Source organism: Streptomyces sp. NBC_00568 (assembly GCF_026341855.1).
Lineage (GTDB): Bacteria > Actinomycetota > Actinomycetes > Streptomycetales > Streptomycetaceae > Streptomyces.
On the sequence record NZ_JAPENW010000002.1, the window covers coordinates 18,525 to 35,907 of the forward strand.

At 69.7% G+C, this 17,383-nt stretch carries 18 protein-coding genes; 8 read left to right on the forward strand and 10 right to left on the reverse strand.

Translation table 11 applies throughout. From position 1 onward, the window contains the following. The first annotated feature begins 23 nt into the window (after positions 1-23). Both OOK38_RS32405 and OOK38_RS32410 read left to right on the forward strand, forming a co-directional pair. Positions 24-503 (forward strand): hypothetical protein, encoded by a 480-nt coding sequence (locus OOK38_RS32405; RefSeq protein WP_266849501.1) that lies wholly within the window; start codon positions 24-26, stop codon positions 501-503. Between the two features lie 171 nt (positions 504-674). Then, positions 675-1,031, forward strand: a complete 357-nt coding sequence (locus tag OOK38_RS32410) for a hypothetical protein (RefSeq protein ID WP_266849503.1) — start codon at positions 675-677, stop codon at positions 1,029-1,031. 620 nt (positions 1,032-1,651) lie between these two features. Here the strand turns inward: OOK38_RS32410 and OOK38_RS32415 are convergent. After that, complete coding sequence (locus tag OOK38_RS32415) at positions 1,652-2,494, reverse strand: endonuclease domain-containing protein (RefSeq protein WP_266849505.1); 843 nt, start codon at positions 2,492-2,494, stop codon at positions 1,652-1,654. 254 nt (positions 2,495-2,748) lie between these two features. Between OOK38_RS32415 and OOK38_RS32420 the strand changes: the two genes are divergently transcribed. Beyond that, the gene (locus OOK38_RS32420; RefSeq protein WP_266849507.1) at positions 2,749-3,477 is read left to right on the forward strand and encodes a hypothetical protein; all 729 of its coding nucleotides are present in this window, start codon (positions 2,749-2,751) and stop codon (positions 3,475-3,477) included. Positions 3,478-3,483: 6 nt separating this feature from the next. Here the strand turns inward: OOK38_RS32420 and OOK38_RS32425 are convergent, their stop codons facing one another. The 6 genes from OOK38_RS32425 to OOK38_RS32450 form a co-directional block, all read right to left on the reverse strand. Continuing rightward, the gene (locus OOK38_RS32425) at positions 3,484-3,774 is read right to left on the reverse strand and encodes a hypothetical protein (protein ID WP_266849508.1); all 291 of its coding nucleotides are present in this window, start codon (positions 3,772-3,774) and stop codon (positions 3,484-3,486) included. A 161-nt stretch (positions 3,775-3,935) separates the two neighbouring features. Further along, on the reverse strand, positions 3,936-4,589 hold the full coding sequence (locus OOK38_RS32430; RefSeq protein WP_266849510.1) for a hypothetical protein: 654 nt from the start codon (positions 4,587-4,589) through the stop codon (positions 3,936-3,938). 184 nt (positions 4,590-4,773) lie between these two features. Next, entirely contained in the window at positions 4,774-5,016 is a 243-nt protein-coding gene (locus OOK38_RS32435; RefSeq protein ID WP_266849512.1) for a hypothetical protein, read from the reverse strand. Next, positions 5,013-5,282 (reverse strand): hypothetical protein, encoded by a 270-nt coding sequence (locus tag OOK38_RS32440; RefSeq protein WP_266849514.1) that lies wholly within the window; start codon positions 5,280-5,282, stop codon positions 5,013-5,015. The genes OOK38_RS32435 and OOK38_RS32440 overlap by 4 nt, the downstream gene beginning before the upstream one ends. Position 5,283: 1 nt before the next feature. Next, complete coding sequence (locus OOK38_RS32445) at positions 5,284-5,418, reverse strand: hypothetical protein (protein WP_266849516.1); 135 nt, start codon at positions 5,416-5,418, stop codon at positions 5,284-5,286. A gap of 15 nt (positions 5,419-5,433) precedes the next feature. Next, positions 5,434-5,901 carry a hypothetical protein gene (locus OOK38_RS32450; RefSeq protein WP_266849518.1) on the reverse strand — a complete coding sequence of 156 codons (468 nt, stop codon included), beginning with the start codon at positions 5,899-5,901 and terminating at the stop codon, positions 5,434-5,436. 176 nt (positions 5,902-6,077) lie between these two features. Here OOK38_RS32450 and OOK38_RS32455 point away from each other — a divergent pair, with 176 nt between their 5' ends. Both OOK38_RS32455 and OOK38_RS32460 read left to right on the forward strand, forming a co-directional pair. Beyond that, entirely contained in the window at positions 6,078-6,281 is a 204-nt protein-coding gene (locus OOK38_RS32455; RefSeq protein WP_266849520.1) for a hypothetical protein, read from the forward strand. Beyond that, positions 6,278-6,592, forward strand: coding sequence for a hypothetical protein (locus OOK38_RS32460; RefSeq protein WP_266849522.1), 315 nt, complete (start codon positions 6,278-6,280; stop codon positions 6,590-6,592). The genes OOK38_RS32455 and OOK38_RS32460 overlap by 4 nt, the downstream gene beginning before the upstream one ends. 255 nt (positions 6,593-6,847) lie before the next feature. Here the strand turns inward: OOK38_RS32460 and OOK38_RS32465 are convergent, their stop codons facing one another. The 3 genes from OOK38_RS32465 to OOK38_RS32475 form a co-directional block, all read right to left on the reverse strand. Next, positions 6,848-7,228, reverse strand: a complete 381-nt coding sequence (locus tag OOK38_RS32465) for a hypothetical protein (protein WP_266849523.1) — start codon at positions 7,226-7,228, stop codon at positions 6,848-6,850. 140 nt (positions 7,229-7,368) lie between these two features. After that, positions 7,369-7,560 (reverse strand): hypothetical protein, encoded by a 192-nt coding sequence (locus OOK38_RS32470; protein WP_266849524.1) that lies wholly within the window; start codon positions 7,558-7,560, stop codon positions 7,369-7,371. 49 nt (positions 7,561-7,609) lie between these two features. Continuing rightward, a complete protein-coding gene (locus OOK38_RS32475; protein ID WP_266849526.1) occupies positions 7,610-7,816 on the reverse strand; it encodes a hypothetical protein in 207 nt (68 codons plus the stop codon). An 844-nt stretch (positions 7,817-8,660) separates the two neighbouring features. Between OOK38_RS32475 and OOK38_RS32480 the strand changes: the two genes are divergently transcribed. From OOK38_RS32480 to OOK38_RS32490, 3 genes are read left to right on the forward strand one after another with little or no spacing between them, the layout of a single operon-like run. Next, the gene (locus OOK38_RS32480) at positions 8,661-11,564 is read left to right on the forward strand and encodes a DUF6603 domain-containing protein (protein ID WP_323178866.1); all 2,904 of its coding nucleotides are present in this window, start codon (positions 8,661-8,663) and stop codon (positions 11,562-11,564) included. A gap of 49 nt (positions 11,565-11,613) precedes the next feature. Further along, positions 11,614-13,827, forward strand: a complete 2,214-nt coding sequence (locus OOK38_RS32485; RefSeq protein ID WP_266849530.1) for a hypothetical protein — start codon at positions 11,614-11,616, stop codon at positions 13,825-13,827. Between the two features lie 27 nt (positions 13,828-13,854). Further along, a complete protein-coding gene (locus OOK38_RS32490; RefSeq protein ID WP_266849532.1) occupies positions 13,855-17,355 on the forward strand; it encodes a hypothetical protein in 3,501 nt (1,166 codons plus the stop codon). Positions 17,356-17,383 lie beyond the last annotated feature (28 nt).

Genomic DNA, 17,383 nt, shown 5'->3' on the forward strand with positions numbered 1-17,383 from the left:
CGCTCCCGCGCTACGCTCGCGTCATGACGACCACCGCGCTCGCGACCGTCGACTGGCTGCATCTCGACATCGGGGACCGGCACTTCACCCTGATCCCCATGCCTGGCATCGCCCTGCGCCTCTCCATCGATTCGGTGCCGCGGTGGGACGGCATCCACGAGGAGATGCTGCGGATGCCGGAGCCTGAGACCCGCGTGACTGTCGATCTACTCCCGGACGATCGGGGACGCGCCGATGAGTGCGTCTGGCTGGCGCAGGGTGCTGCGGAAGCGCTCGGCGTGCACGCTTCGCCCCTTACCGCGCTGGAGGTGTTTTCCCTCCAGGCGTTCCTCGGCGGAGGATCGCCCTACGACAGGGTGTCGGTGCCGCGACTCACGGTCCTGCCGGGTGACCCTCCAGGGCTGACCGTGGACGAATCTGGCCGCCTCTACGTCCGCGCCTTCACGGCGACCGCCCACAAGGGCAGCGACGGCAACAGGTGCACGATGACGCACCCCGGCTGACGCACCGGAGGGCCGTTACCCGTCGGCTCCCGCCCTCGATTCCACTAGCCGCGGTCACTGGCCGGACGATTCTCGGCGACCGTTACGCCTACCCTCGGCACGTCCATCGTGATGCCGATGGGTAGCCGAGGGCAGCAGCCGACGGCTCAGACCGTGATCTAGGCTCCGCCCATGGCTACCGACGAACGCCCCATATCCCGCGCAGACTACGAGCGCGTCTACGTCCTGCTCCAGGCCTACCGAGTGCGAGACCTCGACGGCAGTGAACTGCTGTGGGAGATCCTGCATCGAATCCACAAGGACGACCTGGGCGGCAGAGTCTGCGACCCTGAACAAGTCGTCGGAGACGAGGGCATCGCTCGGGAGGCTCAGCATGCTGCCGTCGTACTCGAGGCCCTCATGCACGGGAAGACGACCATCAGCGGCTCAACCCGCCCCGTTCTGGGGATCTGCGGCACTCCAGGGTGCCCCGAACACACACATGGCGCCCTGTGCCCATCGTGCGAGCTGAAGGCCAGCGGTTCGTAAGCACCTAGCGTCTCGCCGGGCGCGCATCCGGGAGCGTGAACCGCTGCCTCCTCAGTTAGGAGGTCGTCAGGAGGTGGGCCCGCGCTAACCTCCCGCCATGACAGAACGCGCGCGCTTCCACGCTGGCGACGGCCGGCACCGATACGTCGGTCCCGCCACGGTCGTACTTCCTGATGGACGCGAAGCCTTGGTCGCCGCGTCTCTGGTGCTGCGCTACGACCCAAGCCGGACAGACAACCGCGAGTCCGATCGAGACAGCACGTGGGCGGGCAGCGTTACGCTCGTCGACGAGACTTCCGACGTCGACCTTGGGGACGCGTTCCCTGGGGTGCTCCGGCTGCCTGACGGTCGCGAGAGCGAGTTCATGGCAACCGGCGGGCTGCGCGAATCGGGCTGTTCAGGGTTGGGCCCGGCCCCCTTCGGGCCTCGGTAACGCGACGCGGCGGAGGGCCGTTGCCCGTCGGCCCCGGCCCTCCTATCCACTAGCCGCGTTCGCACGCCAGGCGGTGGATACGCCTGAGCGCGCGGGCTTTACAGGCCGGTGGCTAGCCACAGAGTACGACGCCGCCGTCCCCGCCTCCCCGCCGTTGCGGCGAGGAGGCGGGGACGGCGGCGTTCGGTCAGGCGGCCTTCGAGTGCTTGCCGGTCAGGAGTCGCATGACCGTCGTGTGGTGCACGCCAAGCTGGGCCGCAATGGACCGGTATGAGGCGCCAGAAGCCTGCAGGCGGCGCGCTTCCGCGATCTGGTCAGCGGTGATTCGTCGTGCTCGATTGACCCGCTTGTCGACGCTCCAGGGCGAGGAGTCCACCGTTGCGGAGCACTCGTCTTCCACATGCAGCCACGTCTTACGTCTGAGGATGAGGCCGATTGCATTCTGCGAGACACCGTACTCGCAAGCCAGTGCGCGTTGAGTCACGTCACCCCCGGCGTACCGCGCCCGAATCTCGCGCACCGTGTCGTCCGTCAGATGCGCACTCCTGCCTCGTGACCCCGCCCGAGGCGTACTGCGCTTCATCGCCAGAGCCGTACCGTGGGAAATGTGGGGATTCCCTTCACCACACTCGGCGAGGAACCGTTCTGCCGTCTCCCTGATGGCCTCGTAGACACCCAGGGCCTGGTTGCACGCCACGCACAAGAGGCCGCGAACCCGCCCGCTCAGATGGTCGTGGTCCACGGCGAGTTGACGTCCAGTCCGGCATACCTTGCCGCACATGGCGCAGCCGCCACCCTGGGCAGCAAGCATTACGTCGTACTCTTCCTCGGTGAGGCCGTAGGTCGAGAGGCTGAAGCGGCGCCGGTACAGGGCCTGCTTCTCCTTGTTGGCCTCACGCCACACCTTGTGGGTTGCGGACCGGCATACCCGGCACTTGCCGCGGTGGCCACCACGTCCGTCTCGCTGGAAGGCCGCAATCGCCTTTAGCTCGCGACAGTTGATGCATGTCTTGTTCTGGATCTCGGTCAAGGGTCCTCATGTGGCGGAGAGCCCATCCGTGCCCGACGACACGGCGGGGTGCGCCTCCCGAGATCCATGGTCATTTGACCGCCTGCAGGTAGCGGTCTCGCACCGGGAGTACCTGACAGCGAGTATCCCATGTCGATTCATTGCTGAGTGCCGCCCCTGGCTGGGCCCCTCGTGTCACAGCCCTGCAACCGTCCTCCCCCCTTCCGTCCCGTCTGCCCTACGGTGTCCCAACTGGCTCAGCCCTGGGGGGACATATGCGCGTTCGCGCGACAGCGGCGACGGCGGCACTGCTTCTGGCCGCACTCACCGCGTGCGGTGACGGAGACGGCGGGGCCGACTCGAAGGCGCCGGCCAAGGCGAAGGCCTCTGCGTCGAAGAAGGTCGACTGCAAGGACCAGAACCTCGATCAAGGCGAGTGGATGAAGTACTGCGCCGATGATGCCGGTGACGGCTCCGGGACTGGCGGGGACGGCAAGGGCGGCGGCGAGGACATGAAGCTCGGCGATACCGCGTCGACGATCGGCTCCCCAAGTCCCGCCGACGGCGGCAACGGCGGCGGCGAGTTGGAGGTGACGCCGACGACCGTCGTGTACCAGAAGGAGGCCATGGGGAGCGTGGCCGCCAACGGCGTGTACGCGATTATCACGGTGAAGGACAAGGCGCCGAACGCGGTGTCGGCTGCGGAGTCCGCTCCGATCGAGGGCGGCGGCTGGCAGTGGCTCGCCCCGGACGGCCAGGCCCTGGACGAGGGCGAGAACGAGGCATCCAGCATCACGCCGAGCGGATTCACGGGCGGCGGGTCAATCCCGGCCGGCGCCTACAAGTGGCGCACGATCGCGTTTGATCTCACCAAGGCGCAGGCAAACGGCGGCGCGATCATGTACACGGACGGCGAGGGTACGACGTTCCGCTGGAAGGTGCCCGCGACAGACTCCGGACCGGAGCTCGCAGCCCTTAAGAAGGGCATGGAGGGCAACTACTGATCCCGCTCATGGGCCCACCGCCACCCACGGTCCTGCGAAGTCCGTCCCTGAGTTCGACGCCGGTGTGATCGTCGAGGGTAGATCGGTGCGCCCAGTGCCGTTCGTCGCGTACTGGTACGTCGCTGCGGTGAGGCCGAGGTTCGCAGCGGCTTCGACGCCGGTCCAGCCGGAACCGCGAGTCAACGATGGCAGCACCGAGGCGTTGAACAACAGTGCGACCCAGTAGAACCCGGCCGTCAGCGGCTGACCGCTGATCGTGGTGGACTTCGGCCCGGCCGAGGAAATGTCGGAGTCCACGTTCGTCGAGGCCAGCAGTGTTCCAGCCGAGCTGTACAGACCTACCGCACTGCCCGCAGTGCAAGCACCTGCGGTCCCGCCACCGCACCCGCCGGGACGGCTCGTACATGGACTGACCGGGATGCGTGGGGGCCTGTCGCGTGGAGCGGGGCAGGCCCCCACTACTTCACGTCCCCGGCGAAGATGGACAGCTCCATATCGACAGACGGCGCCGTCTCGATCTGCAGGTAGGTTGCGTTCTTCGGGAACGCGCACGCCACCTTCGTCTTCGCCGTCCGGCCCGGGCGCAGGGCAGTCAACGGGCCGTCGTCGAGACCCTCGTCGAAGATCTGCTCGCCTTCCTTCGACTCGTCTCCGTAGTGGCACAGAAAGAATGACGTCCCAAGGTCGACTACGGTGTCGCCGCGGTTAACGATCGTCATCGTGAATGCGATGTACTCCGTGTTCCCCGGCGCGGCAATATCGGACGACACGCCTCGCTTGTAGCTGGCCAGGGACAGTTCGACCCCATTCTCGTAGGTGACCGAGTCGACGAGCTTGTAGATCTCCGGCTCTGTGCTCGTGGGTGTCGGCTCCGGCTCCTCCTCAGCCTTGATCGCATTGTCGCTCCCGGTCCCCGCTTCGGACTCGGACGCTGCCGCACTGCCCGACTTCCCATCGCTGTCGCGAGAGTTCGAGACGACCACGCCTGCGGTGACGATCGCCGCGATGGCGAGCACGGCGCCGCCGATGATGAGGGCTTGAGTGTGATTCTTCTTCGCAGACGGCTCGGCCGGCGGGAAGTTCGGCATGGGCGGCGTCGGGTCGTGGCTCATTGGTCCCCCTGCAGTGATGCGATGCGACCTGCATCATCTGGTGCTTGCGCGCCATGAAGGGACAGTGTGCCCGATTCGTAACCCGATTCCGATCCGTCCAACACCTACCAACCCCGAACACGCTTGTGGCCTGCCTCGTTCGGAAGCAGGCCCACATGGTGGGGTGTTCAGTGACCCTTCAGATTCAGGCGGCTGGCGATGCGGCCTCGGCTTCCACCGCCCGCGCGCACCCGGGGCATTCGCGGATGGTGCCGAGGCTGTATCCGGTGGCCAACCAGCCGGTCTTCCCGCAGGCGGCCTCAAGCGGGTCTTCGTACCAGCGCTGGTCGACGGGCCGGCGGGCGCGGTGGTGGGTGCGGCCGTTGACGAAGCGGATGTCGCGGACAGGGAATTGCTCGCCGATCGACAGGGTAGGCGGGGCGGTCACTGGCCTGGGGCTTCCTCGCTGGCCTGGTTGTTGGCGAGGGCCAGCATCCCGGTGAGCACGTGGCCGACCATGGCCGGGGTGTCGGCCCGGTTGATGTAGTCGATGAGGCTGCCCTCCAACAGCTCCAGGCAGCGCAGCTCCCGTCGCTGGTCCAGGTCGCCAGCGGTCTTGGCCTCTCGCTCGACGCGGTCCAGCAGCTCGTCGAGGTATTCGCCGCCGAGGTTTGCGTCGTCGGCGTAGTTGTACAGCTCATCGCGTGCGGTCACGTCAGTCCTCGTTCCAGTACATGCGGTCGTAGCGGGCGGCTTCGGCGGGGGTCTCCTCCCACCAGCGGGGAGGCGGACCCGGCTCGACCAACGGTTCGGGCGTGGAGTGACTAGCGGGCTGATCGGCGGCATTCACGCGTGGTGTCTCCCGTCAGGCGGCGAGGGCGGCAAGAAGGGCGTCGGTCGGTACGTCGGCAGTGAGGCCGAGTTCGTCGAGGCGACCGATGGCGTCGCGGATCATCCGGTCGACCGCCTCGGGGGCGTGGTCTCCGAGCGGGTCGATGAGGATCCACTCGCCCGGGGTGCGCGGATCGGCCTGCTCGGGGTCGATCTCGTCGAGGGTCGGCAGCCGGAACACGTCGACCGTGTACCGGAAGTACGCGTCCGGCTGCTCGGCATTGACGATCAGCGTCGTCCCGAGCTGAACGGTGGAGACGATGCGCGCGGACTGACCGATGCCGATGGTGGCGAGCGCGGCAGCAAGGCGTGCGGCCTCGGCTTCGTTCCTGGCCTGCAGATCGAACAGGTCGCGCTTACAGCCATAGCACTCGCGGAGGAAGGGACCGACGAAGGGGGGCGCTTGCAGGTCTGGTACGTCGTGAAGTTGGTCTATGCGCACCTCGCGTAGCCGCTCGCGAGGAGGTGGCGGGTGCCCTTGTAGGAGTGGAGGCCGGCATAGAGGGCCTCGTCGATGGGGCCGTAAATGGGTACGCGGATCCAGTGGCCGGTGGTGCGGTGCCGTGTCCAGACCTTGAGGGCGTCGCGGCCGGTGGCGGTCCGGTAGGCCTTGGCGACGTGGCGGCCGAACCAGGACTTCTGCCCGTCCTTCAGGTCGCCGCCGCCGATGAGGTCGAGGAAGTCGCCGGTGCGGACGAGCTTTCCGGCATGACTCCCGAGGTCTTTCGGCGCATCGCCCGCGCCGAAGGCGTCGAACGCAAGCGGGAGCCCACCGTCGGCCGCGAAGTCGAAGCCAAGCGCTCAGGTGGGCCCGTCGCGTGACTCCGGACCAGGCGGCGATGGCCGCGTTCCTGCGTGAGCGGTATGCCGAGAAGCTCGCCAATGCCCACACGATGGCCAGGGCGTTCACTCAGGGCATGGGCAGCGATCTCGGTCTCCAGCCAGCCGACGCCGCGCATCAGGCGCGCAGCAGGATCCATGCCGCCGAAGCCCGCACCCGTTTCCTCGACGAGACGGTGATCCCGTACCTGGATACGGCCGGGCCGACGGGCAGGATCGCGGACATCCAGCTGCGGTTGCTGGCCGACGAGCACAAGGGTGCCCGCGGCTACGACGAGGCGTGGCGCCCGTAGCTTCCCGGATTCCGGCCCGACTCCCCCACCTCCGCGGGCAGACTGCGGGTATGGCGATCAGGGTGGGTGTGCAGGCGGACAGCGAGGACGAGTGCGCGGAAGGACTCGCGCAGCTGGTGGACGCCGGCTATCTGCCGGTGATGATGCCTCGGTTCCTGACTGACGGGCGGTGGCTGGCCCGCGCCGTACCCGCACCAACGGCAAAGGCCCCGACCGGAGATGATCCCGGTCGGGGCCCTGCCGTGTCTGGCTGAGCTACGGCTGCATGTCCTCGAGCGTGTCTTCTTGCATCTTCCGCTCGTCGAAATGCCCGTCGTCGTCGAGCCAGCCGAGGTCGCCCATGGCCGCGTTGAGGACGAGCGCGTCGTAGTCGTCTTTCTTCACGTCGTTGCAGGCCGACGGCTTGCCCTTCTCATCGGCCTTGAACTGGGCGGCGAGCGCCTTCTGGCAGTCCTTGACGATGTCGCCGTAGGACGGCCGGGTGAGCCAGAACACCCCGCCGCCGATGGCGACGGCTCCGGCAGTGATGGCGGCAATGACCAGATTCCGGCGTCTTCTCCTCGCGACGGGCATCGGCCCGGGGGTCTGTCCGGGCATGGGCGGCATAGCGGGCGGCGGCGGAGTCTCGAACGTCATGGTCCCCCCAGGTTGGTGCGGAGTCGGGATGCTAGCGGCGGGCATGCCAGTTACGGATGGGTCTGGTTGGACGTTCACCGCTTCGAGACCCGACATGGCGCGGCCCCCGGCGTGACGTCTGCTGGGGGCCGACTGCCGGGCTACAGCGCGCTGTCGAAGGTGACGGGCTTGCCGGGTCGGCGGCCAGGGATGTCGGGAACGCGTCCAGCAGCCCGGACTGCTGCGATGCCGAGCGGGTCGATGGCGGACAGCGGGGTGTGCGGGCGGCGCTTGGACTTGGGGGCGGCGGCGCGGTGGCGGGGGATGGCGACGACGGTCAGGGGAGCGTTCATGGCTGCAGTGTCCTCTCAGCCGCTGGAGTCCTCGGGGAGTCCGTGGCGACTACTGATACTGGCCAGCATTGTCGATGAGCTCTTGGCCGAAGCGTCGATCGGCTGCACTGAAGATGTCGGCGCTGGAGTAGCCAGCGGCGTGGGCTGCGCTGACGGCCTTCTCGAGGCCGGCCGGCTGGCCTTGGCCTGACCGGTCGGCCCTGTATCCGTCGACGACGATGCCGACAGCTACCTCGAGGACGTTGTCGCTGTGCATCTCTTGCTCCTTCGGTTGACACCTGGTTAGAGGCCTTGGGTCTGGGCGAGTTGAGCCGCCTGATCGAGCCGGAGCAGGACGGGCAGCGCGCTGGCCTGTGCCGCATTCCAGGACGGAATCGTTTCGGTGCTGGGGAATTCCCGTCGGATGACGTCGAGGAGGAAGACGCAGGCGTCGTCGGCGGCCCCGCGCGTCGAGGCTTCGAGCCGGATGGCGCGGATGGGGCAGACGGCTCCGTCCTCGTCGAAGATGGCGTCGCGGCACCACGGAACCCGGGCACCCGGCTGTGCACGCTGTGCGGAGCCGCGCAGGAGCTGACGCCTCTCCCGCGCGATGCGGGTGGTGAGGATGGGAGGGGTAGCGGACGGGCGGCCCGGACAGATGGAGAACGCCTTGCATCGGTCGACGCTGCCGGGCAGGCCACCGGGCGCGGCCGGTTCCTCGGCCGGAATCCGATGTCATTGCGCCCACCGGCGCCCGGGCGGGGCTCGCTGATCGGGCAAGAACGGCGTCCCGAGCATGTCTTCTTGCGCCTCGTCGGCGGTTGCCTCGCGGCAGGCCGTGCTGTTGACGTCCCCAGGCGCGATCGGTGGAGGTGCCGTCCGCGCAGGACGACACACCGTGGCATGCGCCCTTCTCTCGGGTGGAGTAGCCGCGCCCGGCCCTCCCTGCCGAACGCCTTGTGCGCTGATAGATTCATGATCCATAGCGGTATTCGCTCATTCATCCGCATATCTTCCCTATTTTCGTCCCTCCGCCTGGTCCTGCTGGTGCTGTCTGCCGACTCGACCAGGTTCCGCGTGCCCGCGCGCGTGTCGAGCGGCAAGGAGTCGATTCCGTGACGATGACCGTTGATGACCTGCGCGCCCTACTGGCGGAGGCGGCGCCGGACGGCGAGGTGGTGGTCCCCGGGGAGGCGTTGGGGCCCGAGAGCGGCACGTTCCGTCCGCTGTTCGAGGACGGGGTGCTGCGGGCGCGCCGCGAGGACGGCGGCGCGGGGGGTGACGGGGACGGTGAGGGCCTGTCGTTCGCCGGGTCGGCGCGCACCGTACTGGCCGAGGAACCGGTGCCCGTGCGGGTGGCGTTCGGGCACAACGGCGCGCCCGAGGTCACCGAGGTGCGGTTGTCGGCGGAGCTGCCGACGCCGGGCACCGCGGCCGACGCACTGGGGCAGCGCCTCGGCATCGAGGGGCCCGCGCTTCCGGACATGCTGCGGGTGACGGAGCTGACGCTGGAGCAGACCGACGGCACCCTGCGACTCACCGGCAGCGGGGAGCACGGCCGCATCGCGGTCGTGCGTCGGCAGGGCACCGGACGGCTGCTGGTCGCCGAAAGCGACGCCGGCTGGCGGGTGCTGTGCGCGGACAGTGCGCTGGACGAGCGGCAGCTCGCCGACCTCGCAAGCGCGGCCGACGGGGTGAGCGTGCCGCGGCTGGCGGCGGGGCTGCCGGCCGGGGCGTGGCTGCTGCTGCCAGGCCCGGCGGGACCGGACGCGCCGCTGCTGGTGCCGGTGCGGCCCGAGCGGCGCGACCGTACGACGGGCACGGCGACGGCGCCGGTACGCAAAGAGGGCCCGGCCGCGTACACCATCGCGCGCAACGGCGTACGCCGTGAACCGCACGCGATCGCCACCGACCGCGGCTTCTACGTCCTTGCGCCCGGCGGGCTGCGCGCGACCTGGGGCCGCTTCGGCGTGACCGGGCCGTCGACGTACGTGCCGGGCCGCAGCTGGTCGGACTTCGGGCTGACGGCGGGCGCATCGGTGTCGGTCGAGTACCGCAATTCACCGCTGACGATCCTGGGCGGGCTGGCCGCGCTGGACGCGTCGCGATACCCGGACTACGAGGCGGTGGCGGGCGGCGTCCTGGTGGTGGACACCGGGACCTTCAGCGGCAGCGCAGTGGCCGCGGCCTTTGTGCCGGCGGCGGGCGGCAAGACCTCGTTCTTCGCGTTCGGGGCGCTGGGTTCGGCCAAGGGCATCGGACTGCCCGCCTTTCAGGTGCGCGGGATCGCCGCCGGTATGGGCTGGCGCAGCAACCTGCGGCTGGCCGGGACCGAAGACCTGGCGGAGTTCCCGTTCCTGAAGGCGCTGGATGACCCGGCGTCGATCGGGATGGACGCGGACGGCAACGCCGACCCGATCGGGGTCCTGGAGAAGCTGACCTCGCCCCCGGTCGGGCAGCCGTGGGTGACGCCCGCCGCTGCGGGTGAGGATCCGTTGTGGCTGGCGGCGGGGCTGGCATTCACCGTGGCGGAGTTCTTCAACGGCAGCGCGATGGCCGTCCTGCAGACCGGTGAAGATCTGACGCTGGCGATGCTGGGCATGGCGGGCATGGAGTTCCCCAAGAAGGCGAACCGCAAGTACGCCAGCGTCGAGATCGCCCTGGAGATCGTCCTCAAACCGAAGGCCGGTGAGCTGTCCTTCAGCGCGGCCCTCACCCCGAACTCGTACGTCATCGACCCGAGCTGCCGGCTGCGCGGCGGGGTCGCGGCGAAGATCTGGTTCGGGCCGAGCCCCAACCGCGGGGACTTCGTGGTCACGGTCGGCGGCTACCACCGCAACTACAAGCAGCCGGACACGTATCCGAGCGTGCCGCGCCTCGGCTTCGACTGGGACCTGTCCGGTGCGGTCACCATCTCCGGCAGTGCCTACCTGGCGCTGACCCCGGCCGCGGTGATGGGCGGCGGCTCGCTGGACGTGCGGTTCCACTCCGGCCCGGTACGGGCGTGGCTGACCGCGGGCGTGGATGTACTGATCCAGTGGAAGCCGTTCTGGTTCGAGGCCGGGTTCCACGTCAGCATCGGCGTGTCCGCCTCCGTCAAGATCCTTTTTGTGCGGATCACGATCACCGTCGAGGTCGGCGCGTCGCTGACGGTGTGGGGGCCGCCGACCGGAGGCCGGGCCAAGATCAAGCTGTGGTTCATCTCGTTCACGATCGGTTTCGGCCGCGACCGGGAGGCGGACAGCAACGCCCTGGACTGGCCGGGCTTTCGCGAGATGCTGCCGCCGGGGGACAACGCGGTCCGTATGCTGCCCGGCGCCGGGCTGATCGCGGACCGCCCGCCGTGGGTCACCGGCACGCGCAGCAGCGATGACGAGGCGTGGCAGGTGTCGTCGGCCGGGTTCGCCTTCTCCACCGACTCCGCCGTGCCGGTCACCGAGCTGTACGTGAACACCGCCACGGGCAGCCCGGTGGAGCGCGGCAGCAAACTCGACATCCGTCCCATGGCGAAGACCGGCCTGACCAGCGTCCAGTGCGTCAGCCTCAGCAAGGACGGCGAGAGCTTCGACATCAGCGACTGGGGCCACGCGCCCTCCAGGGCCGCCGTTCCGCAGGCGCTGTGGGGTGCGGGGAGCAGCAATATGCTGCCCGCGCCCGGCGAGCAGGTCGTACCGGACGAGCTGACCGGTGCGACGCTGATGTCTCCCGGCCCGGACTACGGCAACGACACCGGCTACATCACCGAGCAGACCTTCGCCTTCGACCCCATCGACCCCGACGGCATCCAGCCCCTCGACCCGGACGCCAGCCGGGTCGGGCCGGTGCCGCGGCGGCCCGGCGGGGTGATCCGCACGATCACGGACACCGTCGCCGCATCTGCGCAGAAGACCGCCCGTAGCGAGCTGGCCGCCGCCCTGACCAGCCTGGGCTTCAGCCTGGGAGCGCTGGATGAGGACCTGTCCGCGCACGCGCAGGCGGCCGAGACGGCCTTCACCGCCGAGCCGATGCTCGTCCCCGCTTCCTGACCGGCCCCTTCCTGGCTTCCCGCCCTTCACCGATTGGGGTGACCTCCGCGTGTCCACCACCACGCCTCCCGTGCAGCACCGCACACGGTTCTTCGACCACCGCGTCCCCGCCCTCTACGGCGGCAAGTACACGATCACCACCGATCAGAGCATCAACGGGCTGAACACCGCTCCCACGCTGCCGCCCCGCGAGCAGCGGTTCGACGTGCGCGGGCCCCGGTTCGCCATCGCCGCAACCGATGTGCACGCCTGCTACCCGCTGCCTGGCTCGACCGGCACCTTCGCCCAGGTACTCCCGCACATCACCTTCGACACCCCGGGGGTGCCGTGGCTGTATCCGATGGCCGGACAGGACCCGTCGGTGCCCACGATGGCGCTGATGGTCTTCCGGGCGGGGGAACTGCCCGGCGACCTCAAAGCCATCGGCCTGGCCGACACCTGCACGGTCCTCAACCTGTTGGACGGGCGGTCGGACGAGGGTGAACCGCTGGCTGGCCGGCCGCCACGGATCGATCCGGACACCCTGTTCCGCGACGAGCAGGACCTGGTCTGCCGCAGCATCCATGTGCCGGCAGATCTGTTCGCCGCGCTCGCCCCGCTGCCGGCGGAGATGGGGATGCTGGCGCACGTCCGCGAGGGCGGCCCGCCGGACGCCACTCGCGGTGCCTCACCCGCCCCGGCCGAGGAGGATTTGAAGGCGGTCGTCGTCGCCAACCGCTTCCCCTCCTTCGACGGCGGCCCGTATGTGGTGCACCTGGTCTCGCTGGACGGCTTCGCCGACTGCCTGGGCCCGGACGGCACCGTGCCCGACGGGGGGCTGCGGGTGGTGTCCATGTGGTCGTGGGTGTTCGAGTCCGTGCCGGATGAGGGGCTGGGCTTCGGTGACCTGGCGCAGAAGCTCGTTGCCGACACCGACTTGCTGCGCCTGCGCCCCGAGGCGCCGCCGTCCAACCCGGGGCCGGCCGAGCAGGTGGCCTTGGACCGGCTCGCAGCCGGGGCGACCGCGCTGCCGCAGCGCCTGGCCTCCGGGGAGCGCACATTCGGTTTCTACCGGGGCCCCTTCACCGCCGCCCCCGCGCAGCCACTACCGGACCCGGCCGAGAACGAGGAACGCCTGCACTCGGTCGACGAGGCACTGGTCTACCTCGAACAGCACGGGATCTACGACAACTCCTACGCCTCCGCGTTCGCGCTCGGCCGCGCGCTGGCACTGGCCGACCCCGAATTCCGCACCGCCCTGCTGACCTTCCGCAAGGCCGCCCGCGGTGCGGCCCGGCGCCTGCTCACCCACCCGCAGCTGGCCGGACGTTCGATCGGCGCGGCGACCGCCGGGATGCTGACCGGCACCCCGTCCCGGGACGCCTTCGACCAGTTGCTGGCCGGCGACCGCGGCACCCGGCTCATGACCGCCCTGAACCGGGCCGGCGAGGACATCGCCGCCGGACGCCGCCGCACCCCCGCAGCCCGCAGCGCCACCATGGCCCCGTTGACCGCGGCCGGCCTGCACCAGGCACTGGCCCGCTCCGAGGTCCGCGACGTGCTGCGGCAGGCCACCGCCCTGCAGCTCGACCCCGTACGGGCCTGGCTGGACCGCCTGGTGACCCTGGAAATGGTCCCCTTCGAACACCTGGTGCCAGACGCCGGGATGCTGCCCCAGGACAGCATCCGCTTCTTCTACGTCGACCCCGGATGGATCCGCGCCGCGGTCGACGGGGCACTGAGCATCGGTGTCGGGCAGACCCTGGACGAAGATCTCAACGACCTCGCCCGCGGTATCCAGGACCCGCCCGCGTGCGGGGTGCTGCTGCACTCCGACCTCGTCGAGGGCTGGCCCAAGACCATCTACACCGCCTTCCGCGACGACACCCCCGTCGAACCGATGCGCACCACCCAATGCGGCACGCACATCCTGTTGCACCTCTACCCGCAGGTGATCGACACCTTCACCCTGGCCGAGCCCCCGCAGGGCCTGCACTTCGGCTTCGGCGACCTGGGCACCATCCAGCTGCGGCAGATCTCGGGCGACGAGATCGGCATGCCGCTGCCGGGCGCGGACGGCGAGTTCCCCCGCGACCCGCAGGACGACCGTTTCACCCGGTTCAAGCGGCCCGGCGGCCTCGACGTCCTCAACCTCGGCGGCGCCGGCGACCCCCTGCTGCCCGCCCTGTCCCAGGCCCACGGCTTGGACGTGCCGCTGTCCTCGGCCCAGTTCACCCTGCAAATGGTCAAAGCCCCCCAGTTGCAGACCTTCGCCCGCCCCTGACCGGCACCCGTACTTCTGGAGGACCCGATGCCCTCGCGCAACAGCAACGACCTGGTGGTGCCTGTCGAGGTCTCAGCCCTCGCGGTCAACACCCGCACCCAGAACACCGGAGCCTTCGTCTTCCACCGCTGGCGCACCAACTTCCACCTGCTCGCGGACAACCACATGCCCGCCGAGCCGCCGCCGTTCCAGATCGACCAGTGGCCGCCCGAGGGTGGCACGGGGCGGGGCGTCTACGTCAAATGGACGCTTCCCGAGGCACTGTGCAACGGCCGGCAGGATGACGAGGAAGGCGTCAAGGACTTCCCCTTGGTACCCAACCGCTGGCTGGTGGTCCGCTACCAGGCGGCCTCCCGCACGGTGCGTTCCTGGATCGTGGAAAGCGACCACCTCGGCGAGAACGGCACAGTGTCCTTCCTCGACCCCGAGGCCGACGAGATCGACGCGACCGCTATCGGCCGCCGCCACGACCTGACCGCAAGCAGCCCATGGCGCGAACCGGACGACGCCCGCGCACCGTTCCTGACCGCGGTCGGCTCCGGTGTCCTCACCTTCGCCGCCTACCAGCCCTACAACGAAAACGTCTTCTCCCTCCACGACACCCTTCAGGACGTCCCGGGCGACGACCGGCTCAGCTACTACGTCGCCGGCTGGTACGCCGACCCCGATGCCGACATCCTCACCACCGGTGAGGGCAGCCTGACCGACCTGCTGGATGACCTGGAATGGCTCGCCCCCGGCGCCACCAGCACCGTCAACCGCTCCCTGTTCACCGGCTGCGCCATCGGCGTCGACTGGCAGCCCGACGGCGACATCCCCGACTCCGACATTCCTAAAATCCCCGTGATCACCGACCCCAACAAGCCACCCACAGTGGCGGTCTCCATCGGCAACTCCACCGCCGAGGCCATGGCCGGCCTGCCCGAACAGGCCGACGGCCCGGACTCCCTCAGCACGGACGAGGCCCGCCTGATGCGCGCCTTCGCGCTCGGCACCCTGAACGACCTCGACCGCACCGACGGCGACGAGTTCATCGAACGCACCGCCCATCAGTCCGGCTTCGGCCCGGTCCCGGCCGGCTACACCTGGCGGATCGTCGAGCGCGGCGACCGCACTACGACCGCTTCGCTCCCGCCCGAGGAGCGGGCCAGACAAATCGCCCGCGAACAGGACGTCGTCTCGAAACTCAACCAGGCGCAGGCCGACCACGACGCCGACGTACGCGACCTGGCCGCCGCTCAGGAGCGCCTGTACCTGCTGTGGGCGCTGTCCCGGGCCGAGAAGAAGCCCTCCGCCGAGTTCGAGGAGCGGCTCGCCGACGAACTCAACCCCGGTAATGACCAGGGAGCGGCAGGTCGCGTCAAGAACCTCCAGGGCAAGGTGACCGATAAACGCGCCGTGATCCCGTGGGGCACCACTCCCGACGAGTTGGAGGCGAGCGCCGCCCAGTACGCCGCCGACCAGGGACTGCGGTCCGGTCACGTCCTGCAGCGTGTCCCGCAGCCGTCCTACGAGGAGGCCGCGGACCCCGTCGTGCTGATCCAGGGCGCCCGCCTGAACGCACCGCTGAGCCGCGAGAGCCTCCTGCCCTGCCGCACCCCCGACCGGCTGGTCACCGCCATCGGTACCATCACCGCCGCCTCCGTCCAGCAGGATGTGGACCAGGTCAACACCGCGGGCCTGCCCGAGACCGTATCCGCCCTGCTGACCGAGTTCTTCATCCTCGACCGCGCCCTGCTGGCCGGCGCCGACCTCGACGACCCCGACGCCGTGGACGGCGCGCTGCCCGAGTACGGCACCAAGCCGTGGCGCCAGCCGTGGGAGCCGCTGTTCCTGCAGTGGGCCGTGGACTACACCGCCCTGCCCTACCTCGACGAACAGGGCCCGCACTGGACCTTCGACGGCACCCGCTACAACTGGGACGGCACCGGGGAAGTCCCCGACCATTTCGTCATCGAAGGCCGGCAGACCCTCGCCCCCACCGCCGGACACGACCTCGACGGCAAGATCGCCGTCCACAGCGCCCACCGCGCCGATCTCCCCGACCTGCGAGGACTGCGGGAGGAGATCCGCGAGCTGGACATGCTCTCCCAGCGCCTGGACGGCCTTGGCGCCTTCCTCGCGCAGCGCGACCCCCGCTCCACCGAGTACCCCACCGGGGACATGGGCCGCCTGGTCGGCCACGCCGACCACCACGCCCCGCTTCCCGGTACCGTCCCGCACTTCTCCTGGGAAGAGACGATCTCCTCAACGTTCTTCGAACTGCGCACCGGGCAACTCGCTTTTCGCCAGCTCACGGTGGTCGACCGGTTCGGACGCGCGGTCAACCTCTTCAATCCCGACAGCCCCGGTCACTTCAAGCCGTGCCGGCCCGCGTCGATGATCCCCGACAATCCCGTCAGCGACTCGGACACCCACCGCTTCGTGGAACTCTCCCCCCGCCTGCTCCAGCCCGCCCGCCTCGGCTTCGACTTCCTCAGCGCCGACAGCGACGACGACGTCGACCTCACCCCCGGCACCAACCCCGTCTGCGCCTGGCTCATCAACAACCGCCTGGACCGCACCCTGGCCTGCTACGACCCCACTGGCCGCCCCTGGGGCGAACTGCGCACCATCATGCGCGGCGACGGAAACCGGGCCGTGGTCTGGGCGCCCCTGCCCGGCTCCCCCGTCCTGACGCTGGAAGACCTCCAGGCAGCCTCCCCCCACACCCACGACCTGCTCGCCCCCATCGTCGCAGGCGGTCCCGACACCCTCGAAGCGGTCCGCCAGGCTATCGATGACGCCCTGGCCACCATCGACCCCGAGGGCCCCGACGACACCGGCCTCGGCTTCCTCCTCGGCCGCCCCCTGGCCCTGGTTCGCGCCCGCCTCGACCTTCAGCTCTACGGACCTGCGCGCACCTCCGTGGGCTGGAACGAAGTCCTCGACCCCGACCAGCACGCCCCCGCCATGCCCGACTGGGACTGGATCGTCCGGCTCGGCCTGGCCAACGCCACCGACGACGGCCTGGTCGGCTACGTCCTCAACGAGGACTACGACCACTTCGAAACCCTCACCCAGCCCACCGACACCGCCGACGGCTACTTGCGCTGGATCGCCGAAGACCGCCTCAAACTCGCCTTCACCGGCACCAGCACCGCCACCGTCACCCTGCTCCTCGACCCCCGCGCCGCCGTCCACGCCGTCACCGACATCCTGCCCACCGGCGCCGTGCACGTCCCCCAGCAGTTCGTCGACGACGCCCTGGCTCGGATGGCCATCTGCTTCCGCACCGGCCCCCTGCTGGCCCCTGCTACCACCGACCCGGCAACCGCCGAACCGCTCACGGCCGTCATGCCCCACCCGGCCACCGCCACCGGCACCTGGTCTTGGACCGAACTCACCGAACCCGCAGACCCCGCCGGCCCCAGCGCCTGGCACACCCTGCCCGTCACCGTCCCCGACCCCCACGCCCTCCCCCTGGGCGACCCCGAAATCCGCGCTGGCTTCCTCATCCTCGGCGGCGCCGCCGACGCCACCCGATAAACCCGCCCCCACACCCGAAGGACCCCCT

What these genes read in the sequence shown, in the direction of transcription:
- OOK38_RS32405 (WP_266849501.1), top strand. Translation starts at nt 24, where the DNA reads ATGACGACCACCGCGCTCGCGACCGTCGACTGGCTGCATCTCGACATC.
- OOK38_RS32410 (WP_266849503.1), top strand. Translation starts at nt 675, where the DNA reads ATGGCTACCGACGAACGCCCCATATCCCGCGCAGACTACGAGCGCGTC.
- OOK38_RS32420 (WP_266849507.1), top strand. Translation starts at nt 2,749, where the DNA reads ATGCGCGTTCGCGCGACAGCGGCGACGGCGGCACTGCTTCTGGCCGCA.
- OOK38_RS32430 (WP_266849510.1), bottom strand. Translation starts at nt 4,589, where the DNA reads ATGAGCCACGACCCGACGCCGCCCATGCCGAACTTCCCGCCGGCCGAG.
- OOK38_RS32465 (WP_266849523.1), bottom strand. Translation starts at nt 7,228, where the DNA reads ATGACGTTCGAGACTCCGCCGCCGCCCGCTATGCCGCCCATGCCCGGA.
- OOK38_RS32470 (WP_266849524.1), bottom strand. Translation starts at nt 7,560, where the DNA reads ATGAACGCTCCCCTGACCGTCGTCGCCATCCCCCGCCACCGCGCCGCC.
- OOK38_RS32475 (WP_266849526.1), bottom strand. Translation starts at nt 7,816, where the DNA reads ATGCACAGCGACAACGTCCTCGAGGTAGCTGTCGGCATCGTCGTCGAC.
- OOK38_RS32480 (WP_323178866.1), top strand. Translation starts at nt 8,661, where the DNA reads ATGACCGTTGATGACCTGCGCGCCCTACTGGCGGAGGCGGCGCCGGAC.
- OOK38_RS32490 (WP_266849532.1), top strand. Translation starts at nt 13,855, where the DNA reads ATGCCCTCGCGCAACAGCAACGACCTGGTGGTGCCTGTCGAGGTCTCA.